At 74.9% G+C, this 15,482-nt stretch carries 12 protein-coding genes and 1 tRNA gene; 8 read left to right on the top strand and 5 right to left on the bottom strand.

Annotated features, from left to right (window positions below):
- Positions 1-115: 115 nt before the first annotated feature.
- Positions 116-736 carry an ANTAR domain-containing response regulator gene (locus tag TK50_RS24355; protein ID WP_043969321.1) on the bottom strand — a complete coding sequence of 207 codons (621 nt, stop codon included), beginning with the start codon at positions 734-736 and terminating at the stop codon, positions 116-118.
- Between the two features lie 94 nt (positions 737-830).
- Between TK50_RS24355 and TK50_RS24350 the strand changes: the two genes are divergently transcribed.
- Both TK50_RS24350 and TK50_RS24345 read left to right on the top strand, forming a co-directional pair.
- A tRNA-Leu gene (locus tag TK50_RS24350) sits at positions 831-905 on the top strand.
- Between the two features lie 35 nt (positions 906-940).
- Positions 941-1,690, top strand: a complete 750-nt coding sequence (locus TK50_RS24345) for a hypothetical protein (RefSeq protein ID WP_043967436.1) — start codon at positions 941-943, stop codon at positions 1,688-1,690.
- A 149-nt stretch (positions 1,691-1,839) separates the two neighbouring features.
- Here TK50_RS24345 and TK50_RS24340 read toward each other — a convergent pair whose 3' ends face one another.
- Positions 1,840-3,018, bottom strand: a complete 1,179-nt coding sequence (locus TK50_RS24340; protein WP_043967435.1) for a trans-sulfuration enzyme family protein — start codon at positions 3,016-3,018, stop codon at positions 1,840-1,842.
- A gap of 102 nt (positions 3,019-3,120) precedes the next feature.
- On the opposite strand from TK50_RS24340, the gene TK50_RS24335 reads away from it, so the two are divergent.
- The 3 genes from TK50_RS24335 to TK50_RS24325 all read left to right on the top strand — a co-directional run bounded on the left by TK50_RS24335 (position 3,121) and on the right by TK50_RS24325 (position 6,349).
- A complete protein-coding gene (locus TK50_RS24335; RefSeq protein ID WP_043967433.1) occupies positions 3,121-3,600 on the top strand; it encodes an Lrp/AsnC family transcriptional regulator in 480 nt (159 codons plus the stop codon).
- A 171-nt stretch (positions 3,601-3,771) separates the two neighbouring features.
- Positions 3,772-5,367, top strand: a complete 1,596-nt coding sequence (locus tag TK50_RS24330) for an MFS transporter (RefSeq protein ID WP_043967431.1) — start codon at positions 3,772-3,774, stop codon at positions 5,365-5,367.
- Positions 5,339-6,349: an LLM class flavin-dependent oxidoreductase gene (locus tag TK50_RS24325; RefSeq protein ID WP_043967429.1), complete on the top strand. Its 1,011-nt coding sequence runs from the start codon at positions 5,339-5,341 to the stop codon at positions 6,347-6,349. Before TK50_RS24330 ends, TK50_RS24325 begins: the two co-directional genes overlap by 29 nt.
- Positions 6,350-6,572: 223 nt before the next feature.
- On the opposite strand, the gene TK50_RS24320 is transcribed toward TK50_RS24325, so the two are convergent.
- On the bottom strand, positions 6,573-8,855 hold the full coding sequence (locus tag TK50_RS24320; RefSeq protein ID WP_043967428.1) for a rhamnogalacturonan lyase family protein: 2,283 nt from the start codon (positions 8,853-8,855) through the stop codon (positions 6,573-6,575).
- Between the two features lie 224 nt (positions 8,856-9,079).
- Between TK50_RS24320 and TK50_RS24315 the strand changes: the two genes are divergently transcribed.
- Positions 9,080-10,501, top strand: coding sequence for a pyridoxal-dependent decarboxylase (locus tag TK50_RS24315; protein ID WP_241774109.1), 1,422 nt, complete (start codon positions 9,080-9,082; stop codon positions 10,499-10,501).
- A gap of 156 nt (positions 10,502-10,657) precedes the next feature.
- On the opposite strand, the gene TK50_RS24310 is transcribed toward TK50_RS24315, so the two are convergent.
- Both TK50_RS24310 and TK50_RS24305 read right to left on the bottom strand, forming a co-directional pair.
- A complete protein-coding gene (locus TK50_RS24310; protein ID WP_043967426.1) occupies positions 10,658-11,578 on the bottom strand; it encodes a sulfite exporter TauE/SafE family protein in 921 nt (306 codons plus the stop codon).
- Between the two features lie 120 nt (positions 11,579-11,698).
- The gene (locus tag TK50_RS24305; RefSeq protein ID WP_043967425.1) at positions 11,699-12,169 is read right to left on the bottom strand and encodes an RrF2 family transcriptional regulator; all 471 of its coding nucleotides are present in this window, start codon (positions 12,167-12,169) and stop codon (positions 11,699-11,701) included.
- 222 nt (positions 12,170-12,391) lie between these two features.
- Here TK50_RS24305 and TK50_RS35115 point away from each other — a divergent pair, with 222 nt between their 5' ends.
- On the top strand, positions 12,392-13,693 hold the full coding sequence (locus TK50_RS35115; RefSeq protein ID WP_063838623.1) for a serine/threonine-protein kinase: 1,302 nt from the start codon (positions 12,392-12,394) through the stop codon (positions 13,691-13,693).
- Entirely contained in the window at positions 13,690-15,477 is a 1,788-nt protein-coding gene (locus TK50_RS24295) for a vWA domain-containing protein (protein WP_043967424.1), read from the top strand. The genes TK50_RS35115 and TK50_RS24295 overlap by 4 nt, the downstream gene beginning before the upstream one ends.
- Positions 15,478-15,482: the final 5 nt, after the last annotated feature.

Below are 15,482 nucleotides of genomic sequence, written 5' to 3'. Positions count from 1 at the left end.
GTATCGATCAACCGGAGCGCCGGGGACCCCGCGCCGCAGGGGAACGCCCGCGCGGGCCGCGATCTTGGACGGTTGCCGCTCTCGGCGAGCGGCAACCGTCCAAGAATCAGGGGCCTCAGGAGGCCGGCTGTGCCACCTCGCCGCCGGCCGTCTCGGCGAGGATCCGCTCGGCGACCTCCTTCATGGTCATCCGGTGGTCCATCGCCGTGCGCTGGATCCACTTGAACGCCTGCGGCTCCGTCATGCCGTACGTCGTCATCAGCGCACCCTTGGCGCGCTCCACCGTCTTGCGGATCTCCAGTCGGTCGGTCAGGCCCGCAACCTCGGCCTCCAGCGCGGCGATCTCCGAGTAGCGCGACAGGGCGATCTCCACGGCCGGCACCAGGTCGCTCTTCTGGAAGGGCTTCACGAGGTACGCCATCGCGCCGGCCGCCCGCGCCCGCTCCACGAGGTCCCGCTGGCTGAACGCGGTCAGGATGATCACCGGGGCGATCCGGGCGCCGGCGATCCGCTCGGCGGCGGCCAGCCCGTCCATGATCGGCATCTTGATGTCGAGGATCACCAGATCGGGCTTCAGCTCCTCGGCGAGCCGGACGGCCGTCTCGCCGTCGCCGGCCTCCCCGACGACCTCGTAGCCCTCCTCGACGAGCATCTCGGCCAGGTCGAGCCGGATGAGCGCCTCGTCCTCGGCGATCAACACCCGCCTGCGCTCGGCATCCGTCTGCGTCTCGGCCACGAGCCACTCCCACCAGTCTGCGCCCGACACCCGCCGTGCCGGGTGTCGCCGTCCCTAGCGTAGTGGGTAGTCTGTCAGGGCCGAATCATGGAAGGCCCTCGTAGCCCAACCGGCAGCAGGCAATGCACTCAAACTGCATACAGTGTGGGTTCGAATCCCACCGAGGGCACAGAATCTGTCGTACAGGCGTTCGAAGATGGGCGGGTGTATCCGCCTGAGATCCGCGCCCGCGTTCGCGCGCTCCACCTGTCCGGCTGGAGCATCGCCGAGGCCGCCCGCAGTGTCGGGCTGCCGTACACGACGGTCCGCCACTGGTGCAGGGACCGACCCGAGAGCAGGCAGCAGGCCAGTGCACTGCGATGTTTCCGCTGCCGCCCCGGCGTCGACAATCCGACAGATCCGGGTGCCTACGCCTACCTCCTCGGCCTCTATCTCGGCGACGGCCACCTCGTCACCACCGCACGGATCCCGGTGCTGCGCGTCTACTGCACGACATCCTGGCCCGGGCTGATCGACGCCTGCGAGACCGCCATGAGGGCGGTCCTTGCCAACAGCGTGCAGCGGGTCCGGAAGCAGGGCTGCGTCGCGGTCCAGAGCTACGGCCTGCACTGGCCCTGTCTGCTACCGCAGCACGGGCCGGGCAAGAAACACGAGCGGCCGATCGTCCTGGCCGGCTGGCAACGCGAGATCGTCGCCGCCCGCCCCGGCGACTTCGCGCGCGGCCTGTTCCACTCCGACGGCTGCCGGGTGGCCAACCGGGTGACCGTGCGCGGCAGGGGCTACGTCTACCCGCGCTACCTGTTCAGCAACGAGTCGGCCGACATCATGGGGCTCTGCCAGTGGGCGCTGGGCCTGCTCGGCGTCGCCTGGCGGATGAACCGCCCCAACTCGCTGTCGGTGGCCCGCCGCGACGCGGTCGCGGTGCTGGACCGGCACGTCGGCCCGAAGTCCTGACGGGGCGGGACGACGGTCGGGCCGCCGGGGCGGGACGACGGGGCCGGTCCACGGCCGGCCGGGGCGGGCGTGCGGGGACGGGCGGCCGGGGCGGGCGTGCGGGGACGGGCGGCCGGGGCGGGCGTGCGGGCGAGGGCGGCGGGCGACGGTCAGCCGAGCGCGGCGAGCGCCTGTTCCAGGTCTGCCCGCAGGTCCTCCGGGTCCTCTAGGCCGACGGAGAGGCGCAGCAGCCCGCCGGCGGGTCGGGCGTCGCCGGTGACGGGCCGGTGGGTGAGCGAGGCGGGGTGCTGAACGAGGGTGTCGACGCCGCCGAGGGAGACGGCGTGGGTGATCAGCCGGCAGGCGGCGGCGACGGTGGCGGCGGCGGGCGCGCCGCCGCGTACCTCGAAGGCGAGCAGGCTGCCGGTGCCGGTCATCTGCCGGCCGACGAGCCCGGCGGGGTCGTCGAGGCCGGGGTGGTGCACGCGGTCGACGGCGGGGTGGCGGGCGAGCCAGGCGGCGAGTTTCTCGGCCCCGGCGGACTGGGCGCGGACGCGCAGGGGCAGGGTCTGCAGGCCGCGGTGCAGCAGGTACGCGCCGAGGGGGTGCAGGATCGCGCCGGTGAGGGCGCGGACCTGGCGCAGCCGGACGGCCCAGTCCTCGTCGCAGGCGACGACGCCGGCGAGGACGTCGCCGTGGCCGCCGATGCTCTTGGTGGCGCTGTGCAGGACGAGGGCGGCGCCGTGCCGGGCGGGTCGCTGGAGCACGGGGGTGGCGACGGTGTTGTCGACGAGCAGCGGGGTGCCGCCGGCTGCGGCGGCGAGGGCGGCGATGTCGACGAGGTCGAGGGTGGGGTTGGCGGGGGTCTCGACGACGACGAGGGCGGTGTCGGGGCGGATCGCGGCGGCGACCTGGTCGGGGCGGGCCCAGGTGACGTCGGTGCCGAGCAGGCCGGTGGCGAGGACGTGGTCGGTGCCGCCGTAGAGGGGGCGGACCGCGACGACGTGGCGGTTGCCGTCGCCGGTGGCGGCGAGCAGGGTGGCGGTGAGGGCGGCCATGCCGCTGGCGAAGGCGACGGCGGCGGGGGTGTCTTCGAGTTCGGCGAGGGCGGTTTCGAAGCGGGCGACGGTGGGGTTCCAGAGCCGCTGGTAGACGGCGCTGCCGCCGGGCGGGAGGGTGCCGCCGGTGGCGAGGGTTTCGTAGGCTTCGCCGCCGTCGGTGACCGACGGCAGGGGGTTGGTGGTGGACAGGTCGATGGGTGGGGCGTGGACGCCGAGGGCGGTGAGGTCGGCGCGGCCGGCGTGCACGGCGGCGGTGTCGACGGATCTGGTGTCCACGGTGCTGCTCATGGCGGGAAGCGTCGAACATCGCAGTGATGTCGGGCAAGAGAACCGCAGAAGATTCTGCGAGTGAGGCTTCAGTTACGCGGAGATTCGGAGCAGGATGGGTGGATGCCCCTTGCACCGAATGATGTGCGGCCCTTCGCCGCCCTGGACGACGTCGACCGCGCGATCCTGACCGAGCTGGCGGCGGACGGCCGGCTGCCGAACAACGCCCTCGCCGAGCGGGTGGGGGTGGCGGCGTCGACCTGCCTGACGCGCACGAGGGCGTTGCGGGAGTGCGGGGCGATCCGGGGGTTCCACGCGGAGGTGGATCCGGCGGCGGTGGGCCTGCCGTTGCAGGCGCTGGTGTCGGTGCGGTTGACGGCGCACGAGCGGGCGGCGGTGGACGCGTTCCGGGCCCGCTCGGTGCGGCTGCCGGGGGTGGTGTCAGTGTTCCACGTGGCGGGCGCGGAGGACTACGTGCTGCACGTGCGGGCCGCGTCCGGGGACGCGTTGCGGGACTTCGTGCTCGATCATCTGGCGGTGGATCCGGCGGTGCAGCACACCCAGACGAGCCTGATCTTCGAGCAGGTGCGCGGCACGGGCTGAGGACGGGACCGGCCGGGGCGGGCCGGCGAACCGGCGCGGCAACAGTCGGGCACGTCGATGCGGCAACAGGCCGGCGGGCCGGTGACGCCACCGGGCCAGCCGCGTTGTACGGGGTGAGGCGCACCGGCCCACCGGCGGTCGCGCGGGGCCGGGAGAGACGCGGGTGTCGGCATGCGCAGATGGTTTCCCCTGACGGCGGTCTGCCTGGGCACGTTCATGCTGCTGGTCGACGTGACGGTGGTGACGGTCGCGCTGCCGGACATGGTGCGGGACCTGGACGCGTCGTTCGGTGCGGTGCAGTGGGTGGTCGACGCGTACGCGCTGGCCCTCGCCGCGCTGGTGCTCGGGGCGGGGGCGGTGGCCGACCGGGTGGGGCACCGGGTGACGTACCTGGCGGGGGTGGTGGTCTTCGCGCTGTCGTCGCTGGCGTGCGGGCTCGCGCCCGGCGCGCAGGGGCTGGTCGCGGCGCGGGCGGCGCAGGGCCTCGGCGCGGCGGCCATGTTCGCCACGACGTTCGCGCTGTTGGACGGGGCGTACGCGGGCCGGGACCGGGGTGCCGCGTACGGGGTGTGGGGGGCGGTGTCGGGGGCGTCGGCGGCGGTGGGGCCGGTGCTGGGCGGGCTGCTCACCGAGGGCGTGTCGTGGCACTGGATCTTCTTCGTGAACCTGCCGGTCAGCGCGGTGGCGCTCGGGCTGGGGGCGCGGACGCTCCCGGCGGGCCGTCCGGCGGTGGGTGGGCGGGTGGACGTCGGCGGGGTGGTGGTGTTCGCCGTGGCGGCGGGCTGCGCGACGTACGCGCTGATCCGCGCGGCCGAGGCGGGCTGGTCGGATGCCGTGGTGTGGGCGGCGGCGGGCGCGGCGGCGGTGCTGCTGGCGGGGTTTGCCGTGGTGGAGTGGCGGGTCCGGCAGCCGATGTTCGACCTGGCGTTGCTGCGGGACCGGGCGTTCGTGGCGGTGCTGCTGGCGGGGCTGCTGTTGACGTTCGCGGCGTTCGCGCCGTTGGCGTACTCGATGATCTGGTTGCAGTCGGTGCTGGGGCTGGGGCCGGTCGGCGCGGGCCTGACCGGGCTGCCGATGTCGGTGGTGGCGTTCGTGGTGTCGGCGGTGTCGGGGCGGGCGCTGCACGGCCGGCGTCCGGGCCTGGTGATCGGTGGCGGGCTGTTGTGCGTGGGGGTGGGCAGCGCGGTGACGGCGGTGCTGGTGCGCGGGGCTGCGGGCTGGCCGGCGCTGGTGCCGGGCGGGGCGGTGATCGGCGTGGGGGTGGGGCTGGCGACGCCGGCGCTGGGCGCGGTGGCGATGTCGCTGGTGCCGGCGGCGCGGGGCGGGATGGCGGCCGGCGCGGTGAACACCTGCCGGCAGCTCGGGTTCGCCTTCGGCATCGCCGCGCTGGGCAGCGTCTTCGCGGCGGGGGCGCGGGGCGTCCTGCAGGCGCGGGGGGTCGCCGACGCGGCGGGAGTCGCGCACGCCGTCGCCGGCGGGCGCGTGTCGGGCCTGCTGGGGGCGGTGCCGCCGGAGGGGCGGGAGCTGCTGGCGGGGGCGACGCGGGCGGCGGCGGTGGGCGGGGTGCGGGCGAGCTTCGCGGTGGCGGCCGGGGTGGGGATCGGCGCGGGCCTGCTCGTGCTCGGGCTGCTGCGGGCCGGGGCGGGTGGGCGGGTTCCGGGCGCCGGGGCGGGCGGGGACCTACCGGGCGACGGGGGTGGCGGGAACAAACCGGGTGACGCCGGGGTTGGTTCCTCGCGTGATCGACGTACCCCTGTCAGTCCTTGACGTTGCCCCGGTCGCGGCCGGCTCCACGGCCGGCGAGGCCCTGCGGCACACCACCGACCTGGCCCGGCGGGCCGAGGAGCTGGGCTACCGGCGGTTCTGGGTGGCCGAGCACCACAACATGCCGGCGATCGCGAGTTCCGCGCCGGCGGTGCTGATCGCGCACCTGGCCGCGCACACGAGCACGATCCGGCTGGGCTCGGGCGGGGTGATGCTGCCCAACCACGCGCCGCTGGTGGTGGCCGAGCAGTTCGGCACGCTGGAGGCGCTGCACCCGGGGCGGATCGACCTGGGCATCGGCCGGGCGCCGGGGACCGACCAGGTGACGGCGCTGGCGTTGCGCCGGACGATGGAGGGGCTGTCGGCCGAGGGGTTCCCCCGGGAGCTGGCGGACCTGATGGGCTACTTCACCGGCGAGCACGCGGGGCCGATCGTGGCGACGCCGGGGCGGGGCGAGCAGCCGCAGGTGTGGCTGCTGGGTTCCAGCGGGTTCAGCGCGCAGCTCGCGGGGCTGCTGGGGTTGCCGTTCTCGTTCGCGCACCACTTCAGCGCGCAGCACACGCTGCCGGCGTTGGCGTTGTACCGGCAGCATTTCCGGCCGTCGCGGTGGCTGTCGGAGCCGTACGCGATGGTGGCGGTGAACGCGATCTGCGCGGAGACCGACGAGCGGGCGCAGTGGCTGGCGGGGCCGTCGGCGCTGGCGTTCCTGAAGCTGCGCTCGGGGCGGCCGCAGCCGCTGGCGTCGCCGGAGGAGGCGGCGGCGTACCCGTACACGGCGGCGGAGCGGGAGTTCGTCGTGCAGCGGCGGGAGGGGCAGGCGATGGGCTCGCCGGAGACGGTGGGCCGGCAGTTGACGGAGTTGCTGGCGCGGACCGGCGCGGACGAGTTGATGCTGACGTCGATGGTGTACGACGGCGCGGACCGGGTGCGCTCGTTCGAACTGGTCGCCGAGAAGGTGGCGGGCGGGTTGCGCCGGCAGGGGTGAACCCGGTGGACCGGCGGGGGTGAACCCGGTTGGAAACGCCCGAAACACGATCTTCATACCGGCGTCACCGGTGCGTTGCGGTCGCCGCGTAACTTTGGTTCCGGTGGTGGTACGGCACTCCCCGGTCGGGACGGGTCGGGGGTGCTGCGGTGTGGTGCACCGGGCCGGAGCTGTGCGGATTCCGCGGCTGCGGCCCGGTGCCTGCCACCTTACCTAGGCGCGGTCAGCGCAGGTAGATGTTGGGCGTGGGCGGGGTCCCCATGCCGTCTCCGATGAAGAAGCCCGGGTGCGGCGGCTGGTTGTAGGCCGTGTTCTGCCAGGCGATCGCGGCGCGGTACTGCGGGTCGTGCATGAGGGTGTAGATCCGGGTGCTGGTCTGGGTCGGGGTGCTGTAGATGCGCAGGGCGCGGCTGTCGCCGGTGCGCCAGATCACCTCTTCCCGCCAGTCGCCGAGGATGTCGCCGGAGAGCGCCGGGGTGGACTTGGTGCCGTTGTTGGAGGCGACGTCGCTGCCGGTGAGCAGCCGGGTGTCGCCGGAGGTGCCGTACTTGTCGATCTTCGTGCCGTCGAGGAGCTCGCGCACCGGGTCGGCGTCCCACCAGGCGAGGAAGTTCGCCGAGGACGGCTTGCGGCCGACGTTCTGGCCCCTGGTGTTGGCCAGGTAGCTCACCGCCGACGACCAGGATTCGGCGCCGGGGCTGCCGGCCCAGATGTCGCCGGAGACGCCGCGGCCGTTGTCGCCGGAGGCGGGGGTGGACCAGATGACCTGGCCGGTGCGGGCGTCGGCGAAGTAGGAGCTGGGCTTGCTGCCGTCCTCGTCGACCTTGAAGACCTCCAGGCCGGAGCGGCTCGGGTCGAGGTCGCCGACGTGCAGGGCGTCGCCGTGGCCGTTGTTGGTGGAGTGCAGCAGGCGGCCGTTGTCGTCGATGGTGGCGGCCCCGTAGACGATCTCCTGCCGGCCGTCGGCGTCGACGTCGGCGACGGACAGGTTGTGGTTGCCCTGCCCGGCGGCGGCGGAGTTGCCGGAGGCGTTGGAGTCGAACGTCCACCGCTTGGTGAGGGCGCCGTTGCGGAAGTCCCAGGCGGCGATGACGGCGCGGGTGTAGTAGCCCCGGGCCATGATCAGCGAGGGGCGCTGGCCGTCGAGGTACGCGGTCGCGGCGAGGAACCGGTCGACGCGGTTGCCGTAACTGTCGCCCCAGGAGGAGACGGTGCCGCGCGGCGGGTCGTAGTTGACGGTGGACACCGCGGCGCCGGTGCGGCCGTCGAACATGGTGAGGAACTCGGGGCCGGACAGGACGTAGCCGCTGGAGTTGCGGTAGTCGGCCGACGACGAGCCGATGACCTGGCCGGTGCCGGAGCGGGTGCCGTCGGCGGTCTTCATGGCCACCTCGGCGTCGCCGTCGCCGTCGTAGTCGTACACCTGGAACTGGGTGTAGTGGGCGCCGGCGCGGATGTTGCGGCCGAGGTCGACGCGCCACAGCCGGGTGCCGGTGAGGGTGTACGCGTCGACGTAGACGTTGCCGGTGTAGCCGGACTGCGAGTTGTCCTTGCTGTTGGACGGGTCCCACTTGAGGACGATCTCGTAGTCGCCGTCGCCGTCGAGGTCGCCGACGCTGGCGTCGTTGGCCGAGTAGGTGTACGCCTCCCCGGTGGGGGTGGTGCCGCCCGGCGGGACCTGCAACGGCACGTCGAGGTAGCCGTTGGCGAACTGGAGCGCCGGCGCGGACGCCGCCTGCTCGGTGCCGCCGACGACGGCCCGCACGGTGTACGCGGAGCCGGCCGCCGCCCCGGCGTCGAGGTAGTTGGTGGCGCCGGTGATCGGGCTGGCGTTGACCTTGGTGGAGCCGCGGTAGAGGTTGAACGACACCCCGGAGGTCTCGGTGCCCAGCAGCCGCCAGGAGACGAGGTTGCCGCTGCCGGAGCGGACGCTGATCAGCCCCCGGTCGAGGTTCTCCAGCTGCTTGGCCCCGGCGGGCGGGTCCGTGGGCGGCGGGGTGGTCGGCGGCGGGGTGGTGGGTGGCGGCGTCGTCGGGGGCGGGGTCGTCGGCGGGGCGCTCGTCGGGGGCGCGGTGGTGGGGGTGGTGCCGCCGGTGCAGGTCGTGCCGTTGAGGGCGAAGCTCGCCGGTACGGGGTTGCTGCTGTCGTTCCAGGAGGCGTTGAAGCCGAAGTTCGCGGTGCCGTTGGTGCCGAGCGCGGCGTTGTAGCCGGCGTCGCGGGCGGTGACCTGGGCGCCGGACTGGGTGACGGTGGCGTTCCACGCCTGGGTGACCTGCTGGCCGGCGGTGTAGGACCAGGTGAGGGCCCAGCCGTTGATCGGGTCGCCGAGGTTGGTGACGGTGACGTCGGCGCCGAAGCCGCCGCCCCACTGGCTGCTGATCTTGTAGTCGACGCGGCAGCCGGCGGCGGCCGCCGAGGCGGCCACGGTGCCGAGGGCGCCGGCGGCGAGGGTGGTGGCCGCGACGGCGGCGGCCAGGAGGGTGCGGCGGGATGCGGTCAGGTGCACGGGGATGCCTCCGGGGGAGGTCGGGCGGGCGCGGCGACGCGTCGGCCCCGGTGGCCTGCCCTTGGCCGCCGGGTTGCGTCCGCCGCGCTGGCGGCGGTGATCGGACATCGCATCGACGTCCATAGTTCGGCTCCGCGCCCCTGGGATGCTAGGACACCGCTTTCCCCGCCGCAACAACGTCCCGGTCCCTTGCGCCCACCCGGCTGAGTTGGTCGACTCGTCGGATGGCTGAGCACATGGACCCCGAGGAGTTCCGCCGCGCCGGGCACGCGGTGGTCGACTGGATCGCGGACTACTGGGCCACCCTCGGGCAGCGCCCGGTGACCTCGCAGGACCCGCCCGGCGCGCTGGCCGCCGCGCTGCCGGCCGGGCCGACCGCGCACGGGGAGCCGGTCGCCGCGCTGCTGGCCGACCTGGACGCGCTGGTCACGCCCCGGTTGACCCACTGGCAGCACCCGGGCTTCTTCGGCTACTTCCCCGCCAACACCTCCGGCCCCAGCGTCCTGGGCGACCTGGTCAGCTCGGGGCTCGGGGTGCAGGGCATGCTCTGGGCCTCCGCGCCGGCCTGCACCGAGCTGGAGACGGTGATGCTGGACTGGCTGGCGGGGCTGCTCGGCCTGCCCGAGCGGTTCCGCTCCACCGGTCCCGGCGGCGGGGTGATCCAGGACTCGGCGTCGTCGGCGACGCTGGTGGCCACCCTCGCCGCGCTGCACCGGGCCAGCGGGGGCCGCTGGCGACAGGTGGGCGTCGACCGCCGCTACCGGGCGTACACGTCCACCGAGGGGCACTCGTCGATCGAGAAGGCGGCCCGCATCGCCGGGCTGGGCGGCGACGGGGTGCGGGTGGTCGCCGCCGACCCGCAGACCCTCGCCATGGACCCCGACGCGCTGCGGGCGGCGATCCGGGCCGACCTCGCGGCCGGCGACGTGCCGGCGATCGTGGTGGCCACGATCGGCACCACCTCCACCACCGCCGTCGACCCCGTGCCGCAGATCGGCGCGGTCTGCGCGGAGTACGGCGTCTGGCTGCACGTCGACGCCGCGTACGCGGGCGCGGCGGCGGTCTGCCCGGAGCTGCGCTGGTCGCACGCCGGCCTGGAGTACGCCGACTCGTACTGCTTCGACCCACACAAGTGGCTGCTCACCGGCTTCGACTGCGACGCGTTCTGGGTGGCCGACTCGGCGGAGCTGGTGGAGGCGTTGACGGTGCTGCCGGAGTTCCTGCGCAACGCGGCGAGTGACTCCGGGGCGGTCGTCGACTACCGGGACTGGCAGGTGCCGCTGGGCCGCCGGTTCCGCGCCCTGAAGCTGTGGTTCGTGCTGCGCTGGTACGGGGTGGAGGGGCTACGGGCGCACGTCCGCTCGCACGTGGCGCTCGCCGACCGGTTCGCCGCCCGGGTCCGCGCCGACGACCGGTTCGTCCTCGCCGCGCCGCACCCGTTCTCGCTGGTCTGTTTCCGCCTCGCCGCCGGCGACGAGGCGAGCGCCGGGCTGCTGGAGCGGGTCAACGCCACCGGCCGGGTGTTCCTCACCCACACCCGGGTCGCCGGCCGGTTCACCCTGCGCCTGGCGATCGGCTCGCCGCTGACCACGCAGGCCCACGTGGACGACGCCTGGGAGCTGCTCAGCGAGGCCGCCGGCCGCTGACCCCCCTGCCCCGGCCCACGCCCGCCCGGCTCACGCCAGGCGCGGCTCACGCCAGGCGCGGCGATGTCGGCGACATGGGGGCATCCGATGGGCCGGACACCGCCATGTCGCCGACATCGCGTCGATCAACCGGCCGCGCGCCGGCACGGCGTACGGTCAGCCGGCGACCTGGGCCGTGGCGGGCTGGTCGGCGAGGGCCGCCTCGACCGTGGCGCGGGCGCGGCGGGTGCGGCGCAGCGCGCGGACGGCCAGCACGACGGCGGCGACCCAGCCGGCGGCCAGCAACGCGTAGACCGTCCACTGGGCGCCGCCGGGCAGCCCGCCGGCGCGCACCAGGGTGCGGGCGTTGGTGAGCACGATGACGCCGCCGATGACGGCGCCGAGCAGCTGGGCGGGGACGATGCGGACCAGCCAGGCGGCGATCGGTGCGGCGATGAGGCCGCCGATGAGCAGCGCGGCGACGGTCGGCAGCAGGAAGCCCTCGGTGCCGAGGCCGATCAGGAAGCCGGCGCTGGCCGCGCCCGCGACGACGAACTCGGAGGTGTCGACCGAGCCGATGACCTTGCGGGGTTCCATCCGGCCGGAGACCAGCAGCGCCGGGGTGGCGACCGGGCCCCACCCGCCGCCGCCGGTGGCGTCGACGAAGCCGGCGACCAGGCCGAGCGGGCCGAGGAAGCGGGCGCGCAGCGGCCCGGCGGCGCGGCTGGCGCGCAGCGGCCGGGAGAAGCGCACCAGCAGGTACGCGCCGAGGGTGAACAGGATCGCGGCCATCCAGGGCGCCGCGGCCTCGGTGGAGATCGAGCTGAGGAAGGTGGCGCCGGCGAACGCGCCCACCGCGCCGGGCAGCGCGATGCGGGCGACCACCCGCCAGTCGACGTTGCCGAACCGCCAGTGGGCCACCCCGGCGGCGAGCGTGGTGCCGATCTCGGCGAGGTGCACCGACGCCGACGCGGCGGCCGGGGCGACCCCGGCCACCAGCAGCAGGGTCGACGAGGTCAGCCCGTAGGCCATGCCGAGCGAGCCGTCGACCAGTTGCGCGACGAGCCCGACCAGGGCGAGGACCAACAGCTTGCGCACGAGCGCCCCCTGACTTTTCGGCATCTCCTATCGACTTGGTCGACAATGCGGCACGAGACGGCCTCGGGTCAAGTCCCTATCGGTTAAATGTCGGGACGCTTGCGGCGGGTGGGGTTGCGGTCAGCTCCAGGCGCCCGGGTCGGCGGCCAGTTCGCTGACCCGCTCGGGCAGGGTGCCGTTGGCCACGTCGGCGACGGTGACCAGTTCGAGGATCTCCCGCTCGCTGGCCCGCAGGGCGATCCACACGTCCTGCAACGCGCGGGCGGCCCCCCGGTAGCCGAGCTGCTCCGGGCGCTGCCCGCGCACGTGCGCCAGCGGCCCGTCGATCACCCGGATCACCTCGGCGAGCGAGATCTCGGCGGCGGGCCGGGCCAGCCAGTAGCCGCCCTCGGGGCCACGCTGGGCGTGCACGATGCCGCCCCGGCGCAGCTGCAACAGGATGCTCTCCAGGAACTTGGGCGGGATCTCCTGGGACTTGGCGATCTGCTCGGCGGTCACCGGGCGGGACCGCGCGGCTCCCGCACCGTCGGCGACCGCCGCCAGCTCGGCAGCCGCGCGGAGGGCGTAGTCGACCCGGGCGGAGAGACGCATGCCGGTCAGGTTAGTCGCCCGCCCGACCGGCCGGGCTGCCGGCCCTCAGCCGAACGGGGGAACCGGGCCCGCCGGGGCCGTCCCACGGGCCGGGCCGCCCACCGACCGGCCGGGCTCGACGCTGGCGCGGGCGTGGCACCATACCGGTGTCGACGGATCGACGCCGACCGCCCAGGCACCACGCGGTCGGAACCGCCAGGGGCGATGGGGGCAGCCACAGCGATGCCGGAGACGACTCCGCTCGGCCCACGGGACCCGGACCGGGCCGGCCCCTACGAGCTGCTCGGCCGGCTCGGCTCGGGCGGCCAGGGAGTGGTCTACCTGGGCCGCGACCGGCAGGGCCGGCTGGTCGCCGTCAAGATGCTCGCCCTCTCCGCGCCACCCGACCCGCGCGCCAGGGCCCGGTTCGCCAAGGAGATCGACGCCGCCCGCCGGGTCGCGCCGTTCTGCACCGCGCAGATCCTCTTCGCCGACGTCGACGACGACCCGCCGTACGTGGTGAGCGAGTACATCGAGGGCCCGACCCTGCACCGGTACGTCCACGAGCGGGGCCCGGTCGCCGACAACGTGCTGCACCGGCTGGCCGTGGGCACCGCCACCGCGCTCACCGCGATCCACCAGGCCGGCGTGGTGCACTGCGACCTCAAGCCGGACAACGTGGTCCTCGGCGCGGACGGCCCCCGGGTGATCGACTTCGGCATCGCGCGGGCACTCGACGTCACCGGCACGGTGACCGGCGGGGTCATGGGCACCGCCGCGTACATGGCGCCGGAGCGGTTCCGCGACGACGAGGTGGGCCCCGCCAGCGACGTGTTCGCCTGGGCGGCCACCATCGCGTACGCCGCCACGGGCCACCCGCCGTTCGGCACCGGGGCGGTCGCGGCGGTGATGCACCGGGTGCTGCACGACCCGCCGGACCTGACCGGCTTCTCCGGCCCGCTGGCGGAGCTGGTCGAACGGTGCCTGGACAAGGACCACCGGGCCCGGCCGCCGGCCGACCAGGTCCTGCTGCGGCTGCTGGGGCACGGCCCGCGCGGCGGCGCGCCGGTGCCGATCCGGGCGGCCCTGCAACAGGGCACCGACGCGGCGGCCACCCAGCCGGTCCCCCGCCAGCCGGCGGCGCACACCCCGACGGACTGGCAGCCACCACCCCCGACGGCCTGGCAACCACCGCCCCCGACGGCGTGGCAGCCGGTCCAGCCGCCGGGTGGGCCCGCGGCGACGTACCCGCCGGTGGCGCACGGGGCGCGGCCCGAGCGCTGGCCGCGGCGGCTGCGCCGGGAGGCCACCGACGCGTGGGGCGTCTCGACGGCGATCTTCCTCGGCGCGGTCGGCGCCGCCGTGGGGTACGTCGCGTCCACCGCCGTGGGCACCGCCGCCGGCGTCGGGGCGGTCACGTTCGTCGTGGTCTACGGCGTGCGCCTGCTGCTCGCCACGGCGCTGCCGCCGGCCGCCCCGCCCCGGGAGGGCACCGGCGCGACGCCGATGTCCCCGCCCGACCCGCACCCCTGGAGGAGCCGATGACCGCCGGCCAGCGTTCCGCCCGGCCGTGGCTGCCGTACACCGTGGCCGTCGTCGCCGGGCTCGCGGTCATCGCCGCGGCGTACGTGATCGTGCGGCCCACCCCCGGCCCGGACCGCTCCGGGTGCGTGGCGCTGGAGGTGAACTCCTCGACGGAGAAGGCCGACCTGGTCGCCCAGCTCGCCGCCCGGTACAACGCCGCCGACCGGCGCTTCGGCGGGCGCTGCGCCGAGGTGACCGTGCACGGGCTCAACTCGGGCAAGGCGATGGAGGCCCTGGCGGCGGGGAACTGGTCCGGCCGGCAGCCGGGCGTCCCGGCCCCGCAGGTGTGGCTGCCAACGTCGTCGCTGTGGACGGGCCGGCTGCGGCTGCTCGACGAGCAGGCGGGCCGGGCGGCGCAGACCCCCGGCCGGTACCCGTCGATCGCCAACAGCCCGCTGGTCATCGCGATGCCCCTGGAGAAGGGCGAGCTGGTGCGCCAGCGCGGCAGGCTCGGCTGGGCGGACGTCCTCGGGCTCTCCGGCGACGCCGGCTGGGCGGCCTTCGGGCGGCCCGAGTGGGGCCGGTTCACCTTCGGCAAGGACAACCCGAACCTGTCCACGTCGGGGCTGGCGGCCACCATCGCCACCTACTACGCGGCGGTGCGGCGGTCCAGCGACCTGACGAAGGCCGACCTGGCGAAGCCCGCGGTGACCCAGTTCGTGCGCCGGATCGAGGCGAACGTCTCGCACTACAGCGACGACTCGGTGGACCTGCTGCGCGACCTCGCCGAGGCGGACCTGGGCGGGGCGGCTGCGGGCGGGGCCGGCGACGCGCGGGCCCGGGACATGAGCGCGGTCGTGGTCCAGGAGGAGCTGGTCTACCAGTACAACGAGGGGCAGCTCAGCCCCACCCCGGGGCAGAAGCCGCGGGTGCCGCTGGTGGCGGTGCACCCCAGCGAGGGCACGTTCAACCTCGACCACCCGTACGTCGTGCTGCCCTCGGCCGATGCGGCGCAGCAGGCGGCGGCCCAGGACTTCCTGGCCTTCCTCCAAGCCGGCCCGCAGCAGCGCAGCTTCGCCGACCTCGGCTTCCGCGACCACGAGCGGCGGGCGTCGGACGCGCTGGTCGCCGCCGTCCGGGGCGGCGCGGACGGGCAGCTGACCTACTTCGACCCGCCGGCGCCCGAGGTGGTCGACGCGATCCTGCGCGGCTGGGGCACGCTGCGCAAGAAGGCGAACATCCTGCTCGCCGTGGACACCTCCGGCTCGATGAACGCCAAGGTGGGCAGCCGCACCCGGTTCCAGGTGGCCACCACCGCCGTCGACCGGGGCGTCGGCCTGCTCAACTCCGCCGACCGGGTGGCGCTGTGGTCGTTCTCGTCGGAGACGCCGCAGCGGCCGGGGAAGCCGTACAGCGAGGAGGTCCGGCTGGGCCCGTACGACCGGGCCGCGTTCGCGCGCCGGCTCACCGGGCTGCGGGTGGGCGGCAACACCGCGTTGTACGCGACGGTCCGCGCCGCGCACCGCCGGCTGCTCGCCGACTACGACCCCGACCGGATCAACGCGGTGGTGGTGCTCACCGACGGCAAGAACGAGTATCCGAAGGACAACGACCTCGACCGGCTGCTCGCCGACATCGAGCTGGACCCGGACCGGCCGGTGAAGGTCTTCTGCGTGGCGTTCGACCGGGAGTCCGACCTGGCCGCGCTGGACCGGATCGCCGGGGCCAGCGCCGGCAAGGCGTTCGACGCCACCGACCCGGCGACGATCGACGAGGCGTTCGTGAAGCTCGTCAGCAGCTTCTGACCGGT

Origin of the sequence: Micromonospora haikouensis (assembly GCF_000876225.1) — a bacterium.
In the GTDB taxonomy this organism is placed as follows: domain Bacteria; phylum Actinomycetota; class Actinomycetes; order Mycobacteriales; family Micromonosporaceae; genus Micromonospora; species Micromonospora haikouensis.
This window is presented reverse-complemented; position numbering and strand designations above follow the sequence as displayed.

What these genes read in the sequence shown, in the direction of transcription:
- TK50_RS24305 (WP_043967425.1), bottom strand. Translation starts at nt 12,169, where the DNA reads ATGCGTCTCTCCGCCCGGGTCGACTACGCCCTCCGCGCGGCTGCCGAG.
- TK50_RS24335 (WP_043967433.1), top strand. Translation starts at nt 3,121, where the DNA reads ATGCCCCTTGCACCGAATGATGTGCGGCCCTTCGCCGCCCTGGACGAC.
- TK50_RS24330 (WP_043967431.1), top strand. Translation starts at nt 3,772, where the DNA reads ATGCGCAGATGGTTTCCCCTGACGGCGGTCTGCCTGGGCACGTTCATG.
- TK50_RS24295 (WP_043967424.1), top strand. Translation starts at nt 13,690, where the DNA reads ATGACCGCCGGCCAGCGTTCCGCCCGGCCGTGGCTGCCGTACACCGTG.
- TK50_RS24340 (WP_043967435.1), bottom strand. Translation starts at nt 3,018, where the DNA reads ATGAGCAGCACCGTGGACACCAGATCCGTCGACACCGCCGCCGTGCAC.
- TK50_RS35115 (WP_063838623.1), top strand. Translation starts at nt 12,392, where the DNA reads ATGCCGGAGACGACTCCGCTCGGCCCACGGGACCCGGACCGGGCCGGC.
- TK50_RS24315 (WP_241774109.1), top strand. Translation starts at nt 9,080, where the DNA reads ATGGCTGAGCACATGGACCCCGAGGAGTTCCGCCGCGCCGGGCACGCG.